The organism is Mesorhizobium sp. WSM4871 (assembly GCF_055811295.1).
This window is the reverse complement of record NZ_JBVVPU010000007.1, coordinates 287288-306140: the sequence shown is the minus strand read 5'-3', so window position 1 is coordinate 306140 and position 18853 is coordinate 287288. Positions and strand designations below refer to the sequence as shown.

General features: G+C 61.3%; 19 protein-coding genes and 1 pseudogene. 18 read left to right on the top strand and 2 right to left on the bottom strand.

Going from position 1 to position 18853, the window contains the following annotated elements; translation table 11 throughout:
• The first annotated feature begins 11 nt into the window (after positions 1 to 11).
• From AC0L2H_RS16950 to AC0L2H_RS16910, 9 genes are read left to right on the top strand one after another with little or no spacing between them, the layout of a single operon-like run.
• Positions 12 to 320 carry a TrbC/VirB2 family type IV secretion system protein gene (locus AC0L2H_RS16950; RefSeq protein ID WP_010914020.1) on the top strand — a complete coding sequence of 103 codons (309 nt, stop codon included), beginning with the start codon at positions 12 to 14 and terminating at the stop codon, positions 318 to 320.
• Positions 320 to 592: a VirB3 family type IV secretion system protein gene (locus AC0L2H_RS16945; RefSeq protein WP_019856546.1), complete on the top strand. Its 273-nt coding sequence runs from the start codon at positions 320 to 322 to the stop codon at positions 590 to 592. Before AC0L2H_RS16950 ends, AC0L2H_RS16945 begins: the two co-directional genes overlap by 1 nt.
• Positions 586 to 3036, top strand: coding sequence for a conjugal transfer protein TrbE (gene trbE / locus AC0L2H_RS16940; RefSeq protein WP_019856547.1), 2451 nt, complete (start codon positions 586 to 588; stop codon positions 3034 to 3036). The genes AC0L2H_RS16945 and trbE overlap by 7 nt, the downstream gene beginning before the upstream one ends.
• Positions 3033 to 3758, top strand: coding sequence for a P-type conjugative transfer protein TrbJ (gene trbJ, locus AC0L2H_RS16935; protein WP_019856548.1), 726 nt, complete (start codon positions 3033 to 3035; stop codon positions 3756 to 3758). Before trbE ends, trbJ begins: the two co-directional genes overlap by 4 nt.
• 31 nt (positions 3759 to 3789) lie before the next feature.
• Positions 3790 to 5112, top strand: a complete 1323-nt coding sequence (trbL, locus tag AC0L2H_RS16930) for a P-type conjugative transfer protein TrbL (protein WP_019856549.1) — start codon at positions 3790 to 3792, stop codon at positions 5110 to 5112.
• Positions 5113 to 5838, top strand: a complete 726-nt coding sequence (gene trbF / locus AC0L2H_RS16925) for a conjugal transfer protein TrbF (RefSeq protein ID WP_006329228.1) — start codon at positions 5113 to 5115, stop codon at positions 5836 to 5838.
• Positions 5835 to 6863, top strand: a complete 1029-nt coding sequence (gene trbG, locus AC0L2H_RS16920) for a P-type conjugative transfer protein TrbG (protein WP_027046538.1) — start codon at positions 5835 to 5837, stop codon at positions 6861 to 6863. Before trbF ends, trbG begins: the two co-directional genes overlap by 4 nt.
• Before the next feature lie 11 nt (positions 6864 to 6874).
• Positions 6875 to 8089 carry a TraB/TrbI/VirB10 family type IV secretion system protein gene (locus AC0L2H_RS16915; protein WP_027046539.1) on the top strand — a complete coding sequence of 405 codons (1215 nt, stop codon included), beginning with the start codon at positions 6875 to 6877 and terminating at the stop codon, positions 8087 to 8089.
• A gap of 12 nt (positions 8090 to 8101) precedes the next feature.
• Positions 8102 to 8347 (top strand): DUF2274 domain-containing protein, encoded by a 246-nt coding sequence (locus AC0L2H_RS16910; protein ID WP_027046540.1) that lies wholly within the window; start codon positions 8102 to 8104, stop codon positions 8345 to 8347.
• On the opposite strand, the pseudogene AC0L2H_RS16905 reads toward AC0L2H_RS16910, so the two are convergent.
• Positions 8295 to 8947 (bottom strand): annotated as a pseudogene (locus AC0L2H_RS16905) (radical SAM protein); the annotation flags it as partial. The gene AC0L2H_RS16910 and the pseudogene AC0L2H_RS16905 overlap by 53 nt on opposite strands.
• A gap of 144 nt (positions 8948 to 9091) precedes the next feature.
• Here AC0L2H_RS16905 and AC0L2H_RS16900 point away from each other — a divergent pair.
• Positions 9092 to 9847 (top strand): Crp/Fnr family transcriptional regulator, encoded by a 756-nt coding sequence (locus AC0L2H_RS16900; protein ID WP_019856552.1) that lies wholly within the window; start codon positions 9092 to 9094, stop codon positions 9845 to 9847.
• A 3-nt stretch (positions 9848 to 9850) separates the two neighbouring features.
• Here AC0L2H_RS16900 and AC0L2H_RS16895 read toward each other — a convergent pair whose 3' ends face one another.
• Positions 9851 to 10390: a hemerythrin domain-containing protein gene (locus AC0L2H_RS16895; protein WP_019856553.1), complete on the bottom strand. Its 540-nt coding sequence runs from the start codon at positions 10388 to 10390 to the stop codon at positions 9851 to 9853.
• A gap of 129 nt (positions 10391 to 10519) precedes the next feature.
• Here AC0L2H_RS16895 and ccoN point away from each other — a divergent pair, with 129 nt between their 5' ends.
• The 8 genes from ccoN (at position 10520) to ccoS (ending at position 18589) form a co-directional block, all read left to right on the top strand.
• Positions 10520 to 12130, top strand: coding sequence for a cytochrome-c oxidase, cbb3-type subunit I (ccoN, locus tag AC0L2H_RS16890; protein ID WP_019856554.1), 1611 nt, complete (start codon positions 10520 to 10522; stop codon positions 12128 to 12130).
• Between the two features lie 11 nt (positions 12131 to 12141).
• Positions 12142 to 12873 carry a cytochrome-c oxidase, cbb3-type subunit II gene (gene ccoO / locus AC0L2H_RS16885; protein ID WP_019856555.1) on the top strand — a complete coding sequence of 244 codons (732 nt, stop codon included), beginning with the start codon at positions 12142 to 12144 and terminating at the stop codon, positions 12871 to 12873.
• Positions 12874 to 12883: 10 nt separating this feature from the next.
• Positions 12884 to 13033 carry a CcoQ/FixQ family Cbb3-type cytochrome c oxidase assembly chaperone gene (locus AC0L2H_RS16880; RefSeq protein WP_019856556.1) on the top strand — a complete coding sequence of 50 codons (150 nt, stop codon included), beginning with the start codon at positions 12884 to 12886 and terminating at the stop codon, positions 13031 to 13033.
• Positions 13034 to 13035: 2 nt separating this feature from the next.
• Positions 13036 to 13899: a cytochrome-c oxidase, cbb3-type subunit III gene (ccoP, locus tag AC0L2H_RS16875; RefSeq protein ID WP_019856557.1), complete on the top strand. Its 864-nt coding sequence runs from the start codon at positions 13036 to 13038 to the stop codon at positions 13897 to 13899.
• A 199-nt stretch (positions 13900 to 14098) separates the two neighbouring features.
• Positions 14099 to 15664: a cytochrome c oxidase accessory protein CcoG gene (ccoG, locus tag AC0L2H_RS16870; RefSeq protein ID WP_019856558.1), complete on the top strand. Its 1566-nt coding sequence runs from the start codon at positions 14099 to 14101 to the stop codon at positions 15662 to 15664.
• Entirely contained in the window at positions 15661 to 16158 is a 498-nt protein-coding gene (locus AC0L2H_RS16865) for a FixH family protein (protein ID WP_019856559.1), read from the top strand. Before ccoG ends, AC0L2H_RS16865 begins: the two co-directional genes overlap by 4 nt.
• A complete protein-coding gene (locus AC0L2H_RS16860) occupies positions 16155 to 18437 on the top strand; it encodes a cation-translocating P-type ATPase (RefSeq protein WP_019856560.1) in 2283 nt (760 codons plus the stop codon). The genes AC0L2H_RS16865 and AC0L2H_RS16860 overlap by 4 nt, the downstream gene beginning before the upstream one ends.
• Positions 18434 to 18589: a cbb3-type cytochrome oxidase assembly protein CcoS gene (ccoS, locus tag AC0L2H_RS16855; protein WP_019856561.1), complete on the top strand. Its 156-nt coding sequence runs from the start codon at positions 18434 to 18436 to the stop codon at positions 18587 to 18589. The genes AC0L2H_RS16860 and ccoS overlap by 4 nt, the downstream gene beginning before the upstream one ends.
• Positions 18590 to 18853 lie beyond the last annotated feature (264 nt).

Here is an 18853-nt window from a genome sequence, read left to right as displayed (position 1 = left end):
AAGGCCCCCTTATGCGTAAGAAGCTCCGCTTTCTTTCGTTTGCCGCGCTCGCGTTTCTTCTCACAGTTCCGGCGCACGCTGCCGGCTCCGGCATGCCTTGGGAACAGCCGCTGCAGCAGATCCTGGAATCGGTGCAGGGACCGGTCGCCAAAATCGTCGCGGTGATCATCATCATCACCACCGGCCTGACCCTTGCCTTCGGCGATACTGCAGGCGGTTTCCGCCGGCTGATTCAGATCGTCTTCGGCCTGTCGATCGCCTTCGCCGCATCGAGCTTCTTCCTCTCGTTCTTCTCCTTCGGCGGCGGGGCGCTCGTCTGATGGCCGCCGGAGTGCAACATATCGAGGGCTTCGAGGTTCCCGTTCACCAGGCATTGACTGAACCGATCCTGCTGGGCGGCGCGCCGCGGGCGGTGGCGATCCTCAACGGCACGGTGGCTGCGGCCATCGGACTAGGCTTGCAGCAATGGATTGCCGGGCTAGTGCTCTGGCTTGGCGGCCACTCGCTCGCGGTCTTTGCCGCAAGGCGCGATCCCGACTTTGCCAGCGTGCTTGTCCGTCACCTTCGCCTGAGCGGATGGCTCGCATGCTGAACCTTTCGGAATATCGCGGCAAGGCCGACCGGCTTGCCGACCACCTGCCCTGGGCAGCACTGGTGGCGCCCGGCATCGTGCTCAACAAGGACGGCAGCGTTCAGCGGACTCTTCGGTTTCGCGGGCCCGATCTGGAAAGCGCGACCGAAGCCGAACTCATCGGCATCTGCGCCCGGGCCAACAATGCGCTTAGACGCCTTGGCTCCGGCTGGACATTGTTTTTCGAGGCCGAGCGTATCGAAGCGCTGGGCTATCCGTCCTCGCGTTTCCCGGACGCGGCGTCATGGCTGGTTGATGAAGAACGGCGTGCTGCTTTCGAGGGCAAGGTCGCGCATTTCGAGAGCCGCTATCACCTGACCTTGCTGTCCATGCCGCCACCGGACGCCCAGGCGCGGGCGGAAAGCGCGCTCGTCGACTCGCATCATTCAGAAGGCGAAAGAGACTGGCGCCAGGAGATAGCGCGGTTCCGTGACGAGACCGACCGTGTGCTGGATCTTCTGTCGGGCTTCATGCCCGAAGTGCGTCTGCTCGATGACGCCGAGACGCTGACATACCTGCACGACACGATCTCGACCCGCCGCCATCCGGTCGCCGTGCCGGAAACGCCGATGTATCTGGACGGCATCCTGGTCGATGTGCCGCTTACCGGCGGCTTGGAGCCGATGCTGGGTGAGCAACATCTTCGCACACTTACCATCCTCGGCTTTCCGAACCTCACCCGGCCCGGAATCCTCGATGCCCTCAATCATCAGGATTTCGCCTATCGCTGGATGACGCGCTTCATTCCGCTCGGCAAGACCGAGGCCACCAAGACGCTGACCCGCTTGCGCCGGCAATGGTTTGCCAAGCGCAAATCGATGGTCGCAATCCTGCGCGAGGTTGTAAGCAACGAACCCGTTCCGCTCGTCGACAGCGACGCCGACAATAAGGCGCTCGACGCCGATGAAGCACTTCAGGCGTTGGGCGGCGATCATATCGGCTTCGGGTATCTCACTGCAACGGTGACGGTATGGGACGAGGATCGCCAAGCCGCCGCTGAGAAACTTCGCGCGGTCGAGCGCATCATCAATGGGCTCGGGTTCACCACCATCCGCGAAAGCGTCAATGCGGTCGAAGCCTGGCTCGGCTCGCTGCCGGGTCATGTCTATGCCAACGTTCGTCAGCCGCTCGTTCACACGCTGAACCTTGCCCATCTCATGCCGCTTTCCTCGGTGTGGGCCGGTCCTGCGGCGAACGAGCATCTGGCTGAAATCACTGGACGAGAGGCCCCGCCGCTCCTGATCGCCGAAACCAGCGGGTCGACTCCGTTCCGGCTTTCTTCCCATGTCGAAGATGTAGGCCACATGCTGATCGTTGGACCGACCGGCGCCGGAAAATCGGTGCTGCTTGCCCTGATCGCCCTGCAGTTTCGTCGCTATGCCGGCGCGCAGGTCTATGTCTTCGACAAAGGCAATTCGGCGCGCGCGGCAACGCTCGCCATGGGTGGAGAGCATCATGTCTTGGGTTCGGACGGTGCGCTTGCCTTCCAGCCTCTGCGCAATATCGGTGATCAGGGTCGGCGCAGCTGGGCAGCTGAATGGATCGCCGGCCTGATTGCCCATGAGAACGTCGCCCTCACGCCGGAGGTGAAGGAGGCGATCTGGTCGGCGCTCAACAGCCTCGCCACCGCGCCGGCGCAGGAGCGCACGCTGACCGGTCTGTCGGTCCTGCTTCAGTCCAATGCACTGAAGTCCGCCTTAATGCCCTACACGCTCGACGGTCCCTTCGGCCGATTGCTCGATGCCGACGACGATCGGCTGGCCTTGTCGGATGTGCAGTGCTTCGAGACCGAGGAGCTGATGCATAGCCAAAGCGCTGTGCTGCCTGTGCTCACCTATCTCTTCCATCGCCTTGAGGAGCGGTTCGACGGGCGACCGACGCTGCTCATGCTCGATGAGGCCTGGGTCGATCTCGACAATCCGCTTTTTGCTGCCCGCATCCGCGAATGGCTGAAGGTGCTGCGAAAGAAGAACGTATCGGTGATCTTCGCCACGCAGTCGCTTGCCGACATCGCCGGCTCTGCAATAGCGCCGGCGATCATCGAGAGCTGCCCACAGCGCATTTTTCTCCCCAATGATCGTGCCGTGGAACCGCAGGCACGGACTGCCTATGAGCGCTTCGGTCTCAACAACCGGCAGATTGAACTGATCGCCCGGGCCACGCCGAAGCGGCACTACTATTTGCAGTCGCGCTGCGGCAACCGTCGCTTCGAGCTCGGGCTCGGCCCCATCGCGCTTGCACTTTGCGGCGCCTCGGGTCCAGCCGCGCAAAGCCTGATCGACAGGGTCCTGTCCGAGCACGGGCAGGACAGCTTTGTCTTTCGCTTCCTCGGCGCCTGCGGCCTGGATTGGGCGGCCGAGCTTCTCCAGCAATTCCCTCAACCAACCAAGGAGCAATCGTCATGATGCGGCGCCGCTTTCTCTCGGGCCTGATCACCCTTTCGTTGATCGCCAAGCCGATGGCCGACTACGTGCAGCCGGCCTACGCGCTCATCGTGTTCGATCCGTCGAACTACGCACAGAACGTGCTCACGGCGGCGCGCTCGCTGGAGCAGATCAACAACCAGATCCAGTCGCTCCAGAACCAGGCGACCGTGCTGCAGAACATGGCACGCAATCTTCAGAGTCTGGATTTTTCTTCCGTGGGTCAGCTTACCGGCTCGCTCCAACGGATCGACGGTCTGATGGACCAGGCAAGTGGCCTGAGCTTTGATCTCAACAAGCTTCAGGACCAGTGGCGTAATCAATATCCGGAAAGCTACGACGCCACGATCAAGGTCAGCGATGTAGCGAGCGCCGCACGTGACCGCTGGCAAAACGCCATGCAGGCATTCCGTCAGACCATGGGTGTTCAGTCGCAGATCGTCGAGAATGTTCGCGGTGATGGTGACCTGCTTGCCGATCTCGTCAACCGCAGCCAAGGCGCGGCCGGTGCGCTTCAGGCAAGTCAGGCCACTAACCAGCTCCTTGCGCTTTCGACCAAGCAGCAGATGCAGATCCAGACGCTGCTCGCAACGCAGTTCCGCGCTGAGGCCGAGGATGCGGCGCGCAAGGCGCAGTCCGAGGAGGCCGCGCGCGAGACGACAAAGCGCTTCCTCGGCACAGGCACGGCCTATCCCGGCAACTGATCACCAATCTCTTGACGACGAGGAAGGCGGCATGAACGACCTTGGGGTCATTGATCGCTTCATGGAGACCTTCATCCGCTACATCGATAGCGGGTTCGGTCTGCTCTCGGGCGATGTCGCCTTCCTTACCACGAACCTGATCGGCATCGACGTCACACTTGCCGGCCTCGCCTGGGCATTCGGAGGCGAACCCAACATATTCGGCCGGCTCATCCGCAAAGTGCTCTATGTCGGCGTCTTTGCCTTCATCTTGAATAACTTCAAGAACCTCGCCGACATCATTTATCGGTCTTTTGCCGGTCTCGGCATCAATGCGTCATCCGGCAACCTATCTGCCGACAATCTCCTGCATCCGGGCCGCATTGCCGCAACCGGTTTCGAGGGCGCCTGGCCGCTTCTCGATCAGGCAAGCCAGCTTCTCGGCTTCCCAGAAATCTTCGGCAACGCGCTCACCATCTTCGTGCTGCTCGTGGCCTGGTTCCTGGTCATCATCGCCTTCTTCATCCTCTCCATCCAACTCTTCATCACCATCCTCGAATTCAAACTCACCACTCTGGCCGGATTCATTCTTGTGCCCTTCGCGCTTTGGAACCGGTCAGCGTTTCTCGCCGAGCGCGTGCTCGGCAATGTCATCTCGTCGGGCATCAAGGTGATGGTGTTGGCCGTCATCATCGGCATCGGCTCCACGCTCTTTGGCGAGTTCGCTTCCGCGCTGCAAGGCAAGGAGCCGGATCTGGCCGCCGCCATGTCACAGGTCCTGGGCGCCTTGGCGCTCCTTGGTCTCGGCATTTTCGGACCTGGGATAGCCTCCGGTCTTGTCTCGGGCGCGCCGCAGCTTGGCGCGGGCGCCGCACTTGGAACCACGGCAGCCGCAGCCGGTGCATCGCTCGTTGCCGCAGGCGCAGCATTTGCCGGCGCGCGCATGGCAACCGGCAGCGGTCTCACCGCACTCCGTGCCGGCACGACCATGGGGTCAGCGGCTTCTACGGCCTGGCAGATGGGGCGCGCAACATCGCTCGAGTCCGGCCTGCCCGGTGTAGCTGCTGGAATGCATGGTGTGACCAGCGCCGCCGGCGGCGCCGCAATGGGGGCGGCACGATCTGCCGCAGGAGGCTTCGGGCGCAGCGTTGATGCCGGGCGCGAAGCTGCCTGGTCCGCGACCGGTGGTGCGCCGACCGCATCCATGACAGGAAGCCCTACTGGTCCGGTCGCTGATGCCGCGCCCGGCTGGGCCAGGCGCCTGCGTTCCGAACAGACAGCCCGTGCCCACCGTCACGCCGCCATGCAGGCCGTCCGAGAAGGCGACAGGCCGGGAGGCAGCGCCAATCCCTCTCTCAACGACAAGGACGACTAAATGCTATTCAAGCGACCCATTCAACGTTACGGCAAGACGCCCGAGCCGGTCACGCCGTATCAGAAGGCCGCGCAGCTCTGGGACGAGCGCATAGGCTCATCTCGAGTGCAGGCCCGCAACTGGCGGTTCATGGCTCTTGGCTGTCTGACCTTGGCGGCCGGACTTTCCGGCGGACTCGTGTGGCAGTCGATGCAGAGCCGCGTCGTGCCTTACGTCGTCGAGGTCGACGGCTTCGGCGAGGCACGCGCCGTTGCGCCGGCAATCCGGGACTACGAGCCCTCCGATGCCCAGATCGCGTGGCATCTCGGCCGCTTCATTCAGAATGTCCGTTCCGTTTCCACCGATCCGGTGCTGGTGCGGCAGAACTGGCTTTCGGCCTATGACTTCGCCACCGACCGCGCGGCGCTCTTTCTCAACGAGTACGCCAAGGCGAACGATCCTTTCGGTCAGATCGGCACACGCAGCGTGTCGGTGCAAGTGACCAGCGTGGTCAGGGCTTCGGACAGCTCGTTCCAGGTCAAATGGGCCGAGCAGGTTTTTGAGCGCGGCAGCCTTGCCAGCACGACGCGCTGGATCGCGATCCTCACCATCGTGATCCGCCCGCCAAGCAATACTGACCAACTGCGCAACAACCCGCTCGGCGTCTTCATCAACGCCATCGATTGGTCGCGCGAGCTCGACAGTGCTGCGCCGACGTCCGTTTCCCCAAAAGGAGTCCACCAATGAAGAATAGAATGTCGTCGGTCCGTGCCGTGCTGATCCTGTCGGCCTCTACAGCGGTCCTCTCCGCCTGCGCGTCAAAGCCGGTACCGCCGCCTGCGATTTCCTATGATGCTGCCGATTTCAAACCAGCCGCAATCGAGAAGCCGCCGGAGAAGCCGGTCAAGATAGTCGAGGTGCCAAAGCCGCTGCCGCTACCCGGTCAGTTACAGCCCAATCCGGGCAGGGTGGCCGAAGACAAGCGCTCTCCTGAAGAACGGGTCTCCGATGCCAATAAAGCAGCGACGCAGCAACCTACCAGGTATGGGTACATGAATGCGGTTCAGGTTTATCCATTCGCCGACGGCGCGCTCTATCAGCTCTATGCCGCGCCGGAGCGCGTCACCGATATCGCACTCCAGCCGGGCGAGAAACTAACAGCCGTGTCGGCCGGCGACACGGTGCGTTGGGTGATCGGCGATACCGTCAGCGGCACCGGTGACAATCAGCGCACCCATGTGCTGGTAAAACCCTTCGCGCCGGGACTTACCACCAATCTGGTGATCACCACGGAACGACGCACCTACCATTTGCAGCTTCAAAGCACCGAGAAGACCTCAATGGCGGCGATCTCCTGGACCTATAGCGAGGACCAGATCATCGCGCTACGCCAGCGCAACGCTCAAGCCGAGGCTGCCACGCCGGAGGCGTCGAATGTGGCGCTCGAGAATATCCGCTTTCGGTATTCAATCACCGGCGACACACCACCCTGGAGGCCGACGCGCGCTTTCGACGATGGCAGCAAGGTCTATATCGAATTCCCCCGTCGCATTGATCAGGGTGAAGCGCCTCCTCTCTTCATCGTCGGCGCCGATGGCAATGACCAGCTCGTCAACTTCCGTATGCGCGGCAACTATTACATCGTCGATCGCCTCTTTGCTGCCGCCGAACTGCGCCTCGGCGCCAAACAGCAGCAAGTGGTGCGCATCACGAGAACTGACGGCCGGCAACCGACGCGGCGCATACCACTTTTTGGCCGTTCCAGCAGGTGAGGGAAGCGCTCATGACCGATACGTCCCGACCCGATGCACCGTCGAAACTCGATCCCGAGCAGCTGCAATTGCGAGCCTCGCCCCGCCGCGCTGTCCGATTCAGGCGCGGTGTGATCGTCGCCATCGCTGCAGTCGGATCCGGTGCCATTCTGGGCGTCACGATGATGGCGCTTCAAGGACCGGCATGGCGTATCAAGCACCAGGCAGAGGACCGCTATAACACCGAGCGCAAGCCACCCGCCGAGGGACTAGAAGCGCTTCCCAAGGACTATACCGGGATCATGCCGAAGGCCCCTGTGCTCGGACCGCCACTGCCCGGTGACCTCGGTCGCCCCATCCTTGAACGCCAACGTCAGCTCGGCATCGCGCCAGGGCAGGATATCTCCGCCGAGGAGCAGCGCCTTGCCCAGCAAGCAATTGAGGCGCGCGAGTCGCAAGTCTTGTTCCGGATCGACAATCGACCCAGACAGACAGATGTCGCCGGCGGCGGGCCGAGTGCGCAGCAGCCGTCTGAGGCGCTTCCGCAATCCGGAGCGACGCGCGCGTCAGCTTCCGTTGCCCCAGCCGAGGGTGACCAGAACAACCAACAGCGCAAGCTCGATTTTATCAGTCAGCGAAACACAAGCGGGATCTACAATCAGCACGCGCTGCAGACGCCGGCCTCACCCTACCAACTGATGGCCGGCAGCGTGATTGCGGCCAGTCTCGTCACCGGCATAAATTCCGGCTTGCCTGGCCTTGTCGTCGCGCAGGTCACCGAGAATGTGCACGACACAGTCACCGGCAGCATTGTGCTCATTCCGCAAGGCTCACGCCTCATCGGCACTTATGACAGCGTCGTGGCTTTTGGGCAGAGGCGCGCATTGCTGGTCTGGCAGCGAATAATCCTGCCCGACGGTTCCTCGATCGAAATCGACAATCTGCCAGCGACGGATACTGCCGGCTATGCCGGGCTTGAGGACAAGGTCGATTTTCACACCTGGCAGCTGATCAAGGGAGTTGCTCTAGCGACGCTACTGGGCGTTGGTACCGAGTTGAGCTTTGGGGAAAACGAAAGCGACCTAGTTAAGGCGATCCGGGAATCCACTCAGCAAAACATCAGTCAAGCCGGCCAGCGCATCACCGAAAAGAACCTGAATATTCAACCCACCATTGTCGTCCGCCCCGGTTGGCCCCTACGCGTGATTGTACACAAGGATCTTGTGCTGCGCCCATACCCGACTTGAACAGGAGTAATCATGGCAGATCTGAAACTTGGAAAGCTTCCAGACCGGACACCTTCGAAGATGACCATCACCGTTAGCGCGGACCTGAACCAAGCACTCAAGGACTATGCGGCGCTTTACCGCCAGACCTATGGCGAGTCTGAAACGGTAGCGGAACTCATACCTTTCATGCTGGCGGGGTTTCTGGAAGGTGACAGAGCGTTTGCCAAGGCCAGAAAGGAAAGCGTGCCTGCCGCCGGCATGTCAGAGAAATCGTGACGCGTGTCAGGTTCAGATTCCGAGTAATCGAAGCATAAAGTTGGAGATTCACGGATCCACGCCGCGAGAGCGAAGGCGGTTGATCGCCTTTTGCACTTTCGGATGGAAATGCTGCGCGCCTAGGCTTGCCCGCGCCATGCCGATCTCGGCAAGTGTATCAAGGCGGGCTTCGTCTATGTCGTTGGGTTCGATTTCGACGCTGATCTTCGCATCGGTAAATCGAAGCTATCCCGCAGGGCAGTTCCCTGGACTATCATATCCCCGGGCTTCAGCGTGGTCGGCGAGCCGCCGCCGAAATGCACGGCTCGGACATGGGCCTTGCCGCTGACAAGAGCGGCGACAGTCGCGATCTCCGCGTCAAGCGAGGGGAGATCCGCAGCCACCGGCTCGGAGTGGCGGGTCTGCTTTGTATGGCACGCACAGAACCAGCAGAGCCGGTCGCATGTACAGGTAGAGCGAGGCTTCGCCACCGTTTTCGAGAGCCTTAAACCAGCTTCGATAGACATCAGCGGCGACGCCCGGATGGAAATGCGGCGCGGTCGGGCAACTCGTATAACGCGGCACTTCCTCGCCAAGCCTACCAACTAATTCCGGTATCATGTCGTGTTTGCCTCGCCGGCAGTCTGGACGCGTCAAGAGCCAAAGCTCTGATTTCGGTCGCCTCCAGCACGGACAAACTGCCGCAAGGATTTCTCTGCCATCGCTTGCTATCCTGCCGGAACTTGGGATTGGTAGCGCGAGCGAATGACAGTACGGCAGGACATTCACAGTTCCGGCATTCCCGTTCTTTGCCTGTCTTGCGAAGCACGGCATCGCGGCGTCTGCGGTGCGCTCGATCCGGACCATTTGGTTGGGCTCGCCAAGACCTCGTCGCGGCACAAAATCGAGCCGGGCGTCGAACTGGTCGCCGACGCCGAGGCCGTCGACAGCTATTCAAACATGCTTTCAGGCGTTGTGAAGCTGACGAAGTGCCTTTCGGACGGCCGCCAGCAGATTGTCGGTCTTCGGTTCGCACCGGATTTTTTGGGACGGCCCTTCAAGGTGAAAAGCACGATCAATGTGGAAGCGGCAACCTCCGTCTCGCTGTGCTCGTTTCCGAAGGCGGCCGTTGAACGGATAATGAAGGAATCATCGGGACTCGAGCATCGCCTGCTCAAGCAGACGCTGGACGAACTCGACGAGGCACTTGAATGGATGGTGACTCTCGGGCGCAAGACCGCACCGGAGAAGGTGGCGAGCTTTCTCCTCATGATCGCCCGGAATATGGATTCCAGTATCGACCCGGCGGCTGGGTCGGCATGCTTCGATCTGCCGCTGACACGTGCCGACATCTCTGATTTCCTTGGACTGACGAACGAGACCGTGAGCCGCCAGCTTACGCGATTGCGGGCTGACGGCGTGATCCGGATCGAGAGCAAACGCCATGTAACGGTCGACAGCATGAGCCGGCTGGAGCAGCGCTGCGGCGGCCGAGGCGCGCGGCAACCGGCCTTTGAATGAGACCTAAGCGTCGGGGCCTTCGTCGCTTATTACGATCCGCGGCAGGACATGCTCGCGTTCGAAAGCGATGTGTCGCCGCAAGCCTTCGAAGAAGCCGCGTAGCATGAATCCGACAGCTTCCGCGCTCTCTATCGGATCACCATGACCGATCGCTAGGAGCGTTTCGGCCACCTCGCCAGCGAAGCATTGATCCTCAAGGTGCTCGATGCGCAACCGGCTGGTGGAGGCAAGTTTGGCCTCGGCCGGAGTCAAGTGCGCCTCATACGCAGGGAAAATCACCCTCTCCTCAAACCCATGAATGTCACGGAGCAGCGGAACGATCTTCTTGGCCGTTCCAAGACATTTGAGGCGGTCGACGTTCGGCAGTGCATCGGCAATGCTTTCCAGCGAGAAGCAGAGCTCCAGCTTTTCCCGATGGGCAAGCTTCATGACCTCGCCCGGAATCGCCTCTGTGCCGACCTGGCGCGAGAAAGCCGCACTTGTCCATGAGCGGGTTGGCCCGTGCTGCGTTTCCTTGTTCAAATCGCCACCTTCTGATTGCACCGAACTCGATGCTGCCCGAAGCAAAATCGTGCGGCTCTGACATGGATCAGGGCGAGCAGGCGGCAACTACGGAATTAATGCACCGCGGATTTGGCGTCCGCGCATTGGAATCCTGGTCGGGGACATGTCATGAAATTCGGCACGGAGATCGTCGTTCTAAGCCTGTTTGCTTTTGCGGCCCTGGTGGCTGCCGGCTTCGGCGTAGAAGGACCTTTTCGCCAGCATATGGGGGTTTTGTTCTTCGCCGTGGCTGGCTTTACCGCGATCCTGCTGCGCAACACAGATTTCAAGCCGGCGGCTCCGATCGACACCTCCGCCTACATGGATGGCCCGATCCGCTACGGAGCCATTGCAACGGTATTCTGGGGCATCGTCGGCATGCTCGTCGGTGTGATCATTGCCCTGCAGCTGGCATACCCTCACCTCAACATCCAACGCTGGTTCAATTTCGGCCGGCTGCGGCCGCTGCACACATCCGGCGTCGTCTTCGCCTTCGGCGGCAACGCTTTGCTTTGCACGTCTCTCTATGTCGTGCAGCGCACGTGCCGCGCCCGGCTGTTTGGCGGCAAACTGGCCTGGTTTGTGTTCTGGGGTTACCAGCTGTTCATCGTCATGGCCGCGACCGGCTACCTGCTCGGCATCACCGAAGCCCGCGAATACGCCGAACCCGAATGGTATGTGGATCTCTGGCTGACCATCGTCTGGGTCGCCTATCTCATCCTGTTCCTCGGCACGATCCTGAAGCGCAAGGAACCGCATATCTACGTCGCCAACTGGTTCTACCTGTCCTTCATCGTGACAATCGCGATGCTGCATGTGGTCAACAATCTGTCGATGCCGGCGTCGTTCCTGGGCTCGAAGAGCTACTCCGCCTTCTCCGGCGTCCAGGACGCCTTGACGCAATGGTGGTATGGCCACAACGCCGTCGGTTTCTTCCTCACCGCCGGGTTCCTCGGCATGATGTATTATTTCGTGCCCAAGCAGGCGAACCGGCCGGTCTATTCCTACCGCCTGTCGATCGTCCACTTCTGGGCGATCATCTTTCTCTACATCTGGGCCGGCCCGCACCACCTGCATTACACCGCCTTACCCGACTGGGCGCAGACGCTCGGCATGGCGTTCTCGATCATGCTCTGGATGCCGTCATGGGGCGGTATGATCAATGGCCTGATGACGCTGTCTGGCGCCTGGGACAAGCTGCGCACCGATCCCATAATCCGCATGATGGTGATGGCCATCGCCTTCTACGGCATGTCGACCTTCGAAGGCCCGATGATGTCGATCAAGGCGGTCAACTCGCTGTCGCACTATACTGACTGGACCATCGGACACGTGCATTCCGGCGCGCTCGGCTGGGTTGGCATGATCTCGTTCGGCGCGATCTACTACATGGTGCCGAAGCTTTGGAACCGCGACCGGCTCTATTCGATGCGCCTCGTCACCTGGCATTTCTGGCTGGCGACGCTGGGCATCGTCGTCTACGCCGCGGTGATGTGGGTGTCCGGCATCATGCAGGGCCTGATGTGGCGCGAATACGATGAGCAGGGTTTCCTCGTCTACTCCTTCGCCGAAACCGTCGCCGCCATGCATCCCTTCTACGTCATGCGCGCCATCGGCGGTGCGATGTACCTCACCGGCGCCCTGCTCATGGCCTGGAACATCACCATGACCATCCTCGGCCACCAGCGTGAGGAGCAACCGATGCCAGACTCCGTTCCCGCCCTTCAGCCTGCCGAATAAGGAGCCAGAACATGGGCTTGATGGATAGACATGCACTAATCGAGAAGAACGCCACGCTTCTTCTCGTAGGCTCCCTTCTTGTGGTGACCGTCGGCGGCATCGTCGAGATCGCACCCCTCTTCTACCTCGATAACACGATCGAGAAAGTCGAAGGCATGCGGCCCTACTCGCCACTGGAACTCGCCGGACGCAACATCTATGTGCGCGAGGGCTGCTACCTCTGCCACAGCCAGATGATCAGGCCTTTCCGGGACGAGGTCGAGCGCTACGGCCACTACAGCCTGGCCGCCGAGTCCATGTACGACCACCCCTTCCAGTGGGGCTCGAAGCGCACCGGCCCTGACCTTGCACGAGTCGGCAACCGCTATTCCAACGAATGGCACGTTCAGCACCTTATGGATCCACGTTCGGTGGTGCCGGAATCTATCATGCCTCGCTATGCCTTCCTGAAGGACGCTCCGATCGAGGTGAAGGACTTCTCGACGCATCTGGTTGCGAACGCGCGTGTTGGCGTCCCGTACTCCGATGACATGATCGCGCACGCCAATGCCGATCTGATGGCCCAGGCCGACCCGAATGCCGATGCCTCCGGCGTCGAGAAACGCTATCCGAAAGCCAAAGTCGGTGATCTGGACGGCAATCCGCAGCAGGTGACCGAGATGGATGCCCTCGTCGCCTATCTGCAAATGCTGGGAACACTGGTCGATTTCAAGACCTATGATGATGCAGCCGGCTACCGCTGAGGGGGACGCAATGAGCTATAATTTGATGCGGGAATTCGCGGACAGCTGGGGTCTGCTTGCCATGGCGTTCTTCTACGTCGGCTGCATTGCCTTTGCCTTGCGTCCCGGCGGCAAAACACAGGCCGATCAAGCCGCCCAGATTCCGCTCAAGGACGACTGATCATGAGCAGCGAGCATATCGATGAAGTCTCGGGCATCTCAACGACCGGTCATGAATGGGACGGGATAAGGGAACTCAACAACCCATTGCCCCGATGGTGGGTGATAACCTTCTACATCACCGTCGCTTGGGCGGTGGCTTATACAATTGCGTATCCGGCTTGGCCGATGCTGTCTTCCGCGACCAAGGGTGTGCTTGGCTATTCAAGCCGCAACGCTGTCAAGATTGAGCTGGCGGCTGCCGAAGCCGCCAAGGGCAAATATGTCGCGGCCATCCAGCAGAAGACCGTATCCGAGATTGCAGCCGACGACGCGCTGCGTGAATTCGCGGTAGCGGCCGGCGGAGCTACCTTCAAGGTCAATTGCGTGCAATGCCACGGCTCGGGCGCCCAAGGGTCGAAGGGCTTTCCAAACCTGAACGACGATGACTGGCTGTGGGGCGGCACGACCGAGCAGATCCAGCAAACGATCGCGCACGGCATCCGTTTCGCATCCGACCCGGATACTCGGCAGTCGGAAATGCCCCCCTTCGGTGACATCATCACGCCCGAACAGATCGCACAGGTCGGCGCCTATGTCGCCAGCCTCTCGGGCAAGGTCCAGGATGCAAGTCTTATCGAGCCCGGCGCCAAGGTATTCGCGGAAAACTGCGTCGCCTGTCATGGCGATAATGCGAAAGGCAACAAAGAGCTTGGCGCGCCCAATCTGACCGATGCGATCTGGCTCTACGCACCCGGCGAGACAGCCATCGCCGTCCAAGTCCGCGCGCCGAAGCACGGTGTCATGCCGGCCTGGATCGGGCGTCTCGGCGAGACCAAGGTTAAGGAACTTGCGGTTTATGTCCATTCGCTTGGCGGCGGAGAATAGGAACAGAAGCCTATTCTCGGCCCTCCCCGCCAAGCGACGGGGCCCGGCACGAGTCGGGCCCCGACACCATTCCGGCATGCGGCGATTGACCCGCAGCAAGGCGGCGCGGCCCACACGGCGAAGCGGGCTCACTGCAGACCGGACGTCTGTCGAAGCAGACCGTCGCACAACGATGTCATAGGTCCGCGCGCGAGTGGAGATGCACGTGCTGGATAAAACGCAGATGGAGCGGCTCGAGGCAAAAGCGGTCAACTCCGCCAAGACACGACAGCCGCTCTATGCTCCGCGCAAGAAAATCTTCCCTAAACGCGCCTCGGGCAGCTTTCGCCGCTTCAAATGGCTGGTGATGGCGATCACGCTGGGCATCTATTATCTGATGCCCTGGTTGCGCTGGGATCGAGGTCCGTTTGCTCCTGATCAGGCCGTGCTGATCGATCTTGCCAACCGCCGTCTCTACGTCTTCTTCATCGAGATATGGCCGCAGGAATTCTACTATGTCGCCGGCCTTCTGATGATGGCCGGCATCGGCCTCTTCCTGATCACGTCCACCGTCGGCCGCGCCTGGTGCGGCTATACCTGCCCGCAGACGGTATGGGTCGATCTTTTCCTAGTCGTGGAGCGGGCGATCGAAGGCGATCGCAACGCTCGCATGAAGCTCGACGCCGGCCGCTGGACCGCGCGCAAACTGGTGCTGCGTGTGTCGAAACACGCCATCTGGCTGGTCATAGGTGCGGCGACCGGCGGCGCCTGGATCTTCTATTTCGCCGATGCGCCGACGCTGGTTGGCGAACTTTTCACCGGCACCGCGGCACCGGTCGCTTACATCACCGTCGCCGTGCTGACAGCGACGACCAATACGTTCGGCGGGCTGATGCGCGAGCAGGTCTGCACCTACATGTGCCCATGGCCGCGCATCCAGGCAGCCATGCTCGACGAAAGTTCGCTCACTGTCACCTACAATGACTGGCGCGGCGAACCGCGCTCGCGTCACGCCAAGAAGGCGCTAGCAGCAGGGCAGCCCGTAGGCGACTGCGTCGACTGCAATGCCTGTGTCGCAGTCTGCCCGATGGGGATCGACATTCGCGACGGCCAACAACTCGAATGCATCACTTGCGCGCTGTGCCTTGATGCCTGCGACGGCGTCATGAACAAGCTCGGCAAGGAGCGCGGGCTGATCTCCTATGCGACGCTGTCCGACTACAACGCCAACATGGCGGTGGCGACCGCAGGCGGCTCCGGTCCCGTGAACCCTTCACTCGTCAGAACGGCCGACAGCACATTCTCCGCCAGGTTGGCGCATTTCCATATTCGCAAGATCTTCCGGCCGAGGACCTTCTTCTACATGGGCGCGTGGACGGCGGTCGGGCTTGCCTTGATCTATTCGCTGCTGACGCGCGACCGACTCGAGATCAACGTCCTGCACGACCGCAATCCGCAATTCGTGACCCTGTCCGACGGCTCGATCCGCAACGGTTACACCGTCAAGCTGCTTAACATGATCCCCGAGCCAAGGACGATCGTCGTCACGATGCAGGGCTTGCAGGGAGCCGAAATGAGCGTCGTCGGCAGTGATCTGCCGGCAGCTCGCTTCTTCGCCATCGCGGTCGAACCCGACCGGCTGAACATGCTGAAGGTCTTCGTGCGCCAGCCAGCGGGTGAGGTTCGGCACGCTGCACAAACCTTCAAGTTCCGCGTCGAGGACAGAGCGAGCTTCGAATCGGACGAATACACCGCCACCTTCAACGCACGGGAGATCGCCAGATGAGCACCAATACGCAAAAGACGCGTGAGTTCACCGGCAGGCACATGCTGCTCACCATTCTCGGCTTTTTCGGCGTGGTCATCGCGGTCAACTTGACAATGGCGACGCTCGCCAATACGAGCTGGACCGGCCTCGTCGTCGAGAATACCTATGTGGCCAGCCAGCAATTCAACAAAAAGGCCGAGGAAAGGCGCGCGCAGGCGGCACTCGGCTGGACCGGCAACCTGACGATCGCTCGAAGTGAGGTCCGCTACAGCTTGAGCGATGCCACTGGCAAGCCGGTCCCCTTGCATGGCGTGAAGATACTGTTTCGTCACCCCGCCTACGAGGCCGAGGACAAGCCCGTCACTCTTGCCCTTGCTTCGGCTCAGGAGTTTGCAGCACGGGACGTGCCCAGGGATGGCGTCTGGATTGTCGAAGTCGACGCCGATGCTGGTCTCGCGGAACCCTATCGCGACGTCCGTAGAATCATGATTTCCCATGGAGCGCTGCAATGAGCTGCTGTGCACCCGGCGCGGAACAGGCAATGGATCTGACCGGTACCACATCGGTCCTGCCATCTGGCCAGGAGATCAGGCTGGCGAGCCGCTTGGTTGGCGATGGTCTTCGCCAGACCGACCTTTCAGTACCGACGGTTCATTGCGCAGCCTGCATCCAGGCGATCGAGACAGCGCTGGCAAAGCTCGACAATGTCGAAGACGCGCGTGTCAACTTGTCGACCAAGCGCGTCGCGATCCGGTGGCGTGGGGACGAGGTGCCGCCCTTCGTCGCTGCGCTGAGACGACTGGGCTACGAGGCGCATCTGTTCGCCGCCGAGATCGATGAAAAAGACAAGACGCTTGCCGAGCTGATCCGCGCCGTCGCTGTCGCCGGCTTTGCCGCCGGCAACATCATGCTGCTTTCGGTCTCGGTCTGGTCCGGCGCCGAAGGTGCTACCCGCGACCTGTTTCACTGGGTCTCTGCATTGATCGCCATCCCGGCGCTCACCTTTGCCGGCGGCATCTTCTTCCGCTCGGCCTGGAATGCACTGCGCCACGGCCGCATGAACATGGACGTGCCGATCGCGGTCGGCGTGTCGCTCGCTTACGCCATGAGCCTCTTTGAGACGATCAACCATGGCGACCGCGCCTATTTCGACGCCTCGGTGTCACTGCTGTTTTTCCTGTTGATCGGTCGCACGTTGGATCACATCATGCGCGAGCGGGCCCGGACCGCCGTGAAAGGCCTGTCCCAGTTGGCCGCACGTGGCTCCACGGTGCTGCGCGGCGACGGCGCACGCGACTATCTGCCGGTTGGCGAGATCGAACCGGGGATGAAGCTGCTGATCGCGGCCGGTGAAAGGATCCCCGTCGACGGCAAGATCATTCAGGGATCATCTGATCTCGACTGCTCCCTGGTCTCCGGCGAAAGCACGCCCAGAAACGTGGCGCCAGGCGTACCCGTGCAGGCTGGCGTGCTCAACCTTACCGGCTCGCTGACGATCGAGACGACAGCCGCCGCGAAGGACTCGTTCCTGGCGGAAATGGTTCGGCTGATGGAGGCGGCGGAGGGGGGCCGCTCGCCCTATCGACGCATCGCCGATCGTGTCTCCGTCCTCTATGCGCCGGTGGTCCATCTCACAGCCTTAATAACGTTCATCGGTTGGATGGTTGCGGTCGGCGACTGGCACCTAGCAATGACGATTGCAATCGCCGTTCTCATCATCACGTGCCCATGTGCGCTTGGCCTCGCTGTGCCGATCGTGCAGGTGGTCGCGGCGCGGCGTCTGTTCGAAAGCGGTGTCATGGTCAAGGACGGTTCGGCCATGGAGCGCCTGGCGACGATGAGTACGGCGGTGTTCGACAAGACCGGAACGCTGACACTCGGACAGCCCCGGCTCGTCAATGCGTCGTCGATCGATCCGGCCGTGCTGGCAATCGCCGCCGACATGGCCGCGCATTCGCGTCATCCGTTTTCAAAGGCCATAGCCGGTTTTGCCGCTGCTGGCGGGCAGCACAAGTTCGATGCCGTCATCGAGCATCCGGGGTTTGGAATCGAAGCCACTGTCGCCGCAAGTATCTGGCGGCTGGGCCGGCGCCGATGGGCTGGATGGAAGGCCCGAGCCGATGGCGAAAGCGGGCATGGCGGAACAGTCCTGACGAAAGACGGGGGCATTGTCGCATCCTTCGTTTTCGAGGATGCGTTGCGGGCCGATGCCGGAGCCGCCTTGGCGCAGTTGAACGATGCCGGGATCTCGGTCGAAATGCTATCGGGCGATACCGCGGACGCCTGTGGCGATGTCGCAAGAATATTGGGCATCGACCGTTTTGTTTCGGCGCTGCTGCCGTCCGGGAAGGCTGAGCGGATCGAAGTGCTGACCAAGGCCGGCCACAAAGTCCTGATGGTGGGCGACGGGCTCAACGACACGCCAGCGCTGGGCGCGGCGCACGTCTCGATCGCTCCAGCCACCGCCGCCGATATCGGCCGCAACGCCGCCGATTTCGTGTTCCTGCGTGAAAGCCTTTCGGCAGTACCCCTTGCGCTGGACGTCTCGCGGAAGGCAGGGCGGCTGATCCGCCAGAACATAGCCATCGCGATCATCTACAACGCTGTTGCCGTGCCGATCGCCATTCTGGGGCATGTCACGCCGTTGATCGCCGCGATCGCGATGTCGGCCTCATCACTGCTTGTCATTGGCAATGCATCGAGGCTGCAAGGTTTTGTGCCAGACGAGCCAAGGAGAACTGCTCCGCCAGACAGGCGCTCCCACACTGGCACATTGGCGCAACCCTCATGACAATCCTGGTCTATCTCATACCTGTTGCTCTGTTGGCGGGCGGGCTTGGACTGTCTGGCTTCCTGTGGGCCTTGAGGAGTGGTCAATACGAGGATCTCGAGGGAGCTGCCGAGCGTATCCTCATTGACCGGGACGAGAGGCCGGAATGCTGATCCAAGCCGCCGGCGTGTGGACCATGGCCGTCGCGTCCGATTCGTGACATCTTGCGAACTGAGCCGGCTGGGCTACGCACAACATCAGCGATAAATGATGCAGTCAAAAGTGTGAATGCCGCACGAGCGACTACATTGTTGTAGCCTTTTCAACAGCGTAGAAATCCGACGGTATTTTTGGCGGTATCTTGGAAAAAGTCAACCAACTTTACCCAGGAAAATCAACGAGGTGGCATTCCAATTGATGATCGAGTGGGAATGACC

Coding starts and splice junctions, on each gene's coding strand:
- AC0L2H_RS16950 (WP_010914020.1), top strand. CDS start 12: ATGCGTAAGAAGCTCCGCTTTCTTTCGTTTGCCGCGCTCGCGTTTCTT.
- AC0L2H_RS16945 (WP_019856546.1), top strand. CDS start 320: ATGGCCGCCGGAGTGCAACATATCGAGGGCTTCGAGGTTCCCGTTCAC.
- trbE (WP_019856547.1), top strand. CDS start 586: ATGCTGAACCTTTCGGAATATCGCGGCAAGGCCGACCGGCTTGCCGAC.
- trbJ (WP_019856548.1), top strand. CDS start 3,033: ATGATGCGGCGCCGCTTTCTCTCGGGCCTGATCACCCTTTCGTTGATC.
- trbL (WP_019856549.1), top strand. CDS start 3,790: ATGAACGACCTTGGGGTCATTGATCGCTTCATGGAGACCTTCATCCGC.
- trbF (WP_006329228.1), top strand. CDS start 5,113: ATGCTATTCAAGCGACCCATTCAACGTTACGGCAAGACGCCCGAGCCG.
- trbG (WP_027046538.1), top strand. CDS start 5,835: ATGAAGAATAGAATGTCGTCGGTCCGTGCCGTGCTGATCCTGTCGGCC.
- AC0L2H_RS16915 (WP_027046539.1), top strand. CDS start 6,875: ATGACCGATACGTCCCGACCCGATGCACCGTCGAAACTCGATCCCGAG.
- AC0L2H_RS16910 (WP_027046540.1), top strand. CDS start 8,102: ATGGCAGATCTGAAACTTGGAAAGCTTCCAGACCGGACACCTTCGAAG.
- AC0L2H_RS16900 (WP_019856552.1), top strand. CDS start 9,092: ATGACAGTACGGCAGGACATTCACAGTTCCGGCATTCCCGTTCTTTGC.
- ccoN (WP_019856554.1), top strand. CDS start 10,520: ATGAAATTCGGCACGGAGATCGTCGTTCTAAGCCTGTTTGCTTTTGCG.
- ccoO (WP_019856555.1), top strand. CDS start 12,142: ATGGGCTTGATGGATAGACATGCACTAATCGAGAAGAACGCCACGCTT.
- AC0L2H_RS16880 (WP_019856556.1), top strand. CDS start 12,884: ATGAGCTATAATTTGATGCGGGAATTCGCGGACAGCTGGGGTCTGCTT.
- ccoP (WP_019856557.1), top strand. CDS start 13,036: ATGAGCAGCGAGCATATCGATGAAGTCTCGGGCATCTCAACGACCGGT.
- ccoG (WP_019856558.1), top strand. CDS start 14,099: ATGCACGTGCTGGATAAAACGCAGATGGAGCGGCTCGAGGCAAAAGCG.
- AC0L2H_RS16865 (WP_019856559.1), top strand. CDS start 15,661: ATGAGCACCAATACGCAAAAGACGCGTGAGTTCACCGGCAGGCACATG.
- AC0L2H_RS16860 (WP_019856560.1), top strand. CDS start 16,155: ATGAGCTGCTGTGCACCCGGCGCGGAACAGGCAATGGATCTGACCGGT.
- ccoS (WP_019856561.1), top strand. CDS start 18,434: ATGACAATCCTGGTCTATCTCATACCTGTTGCTCTGTTGGCGGGCGGG.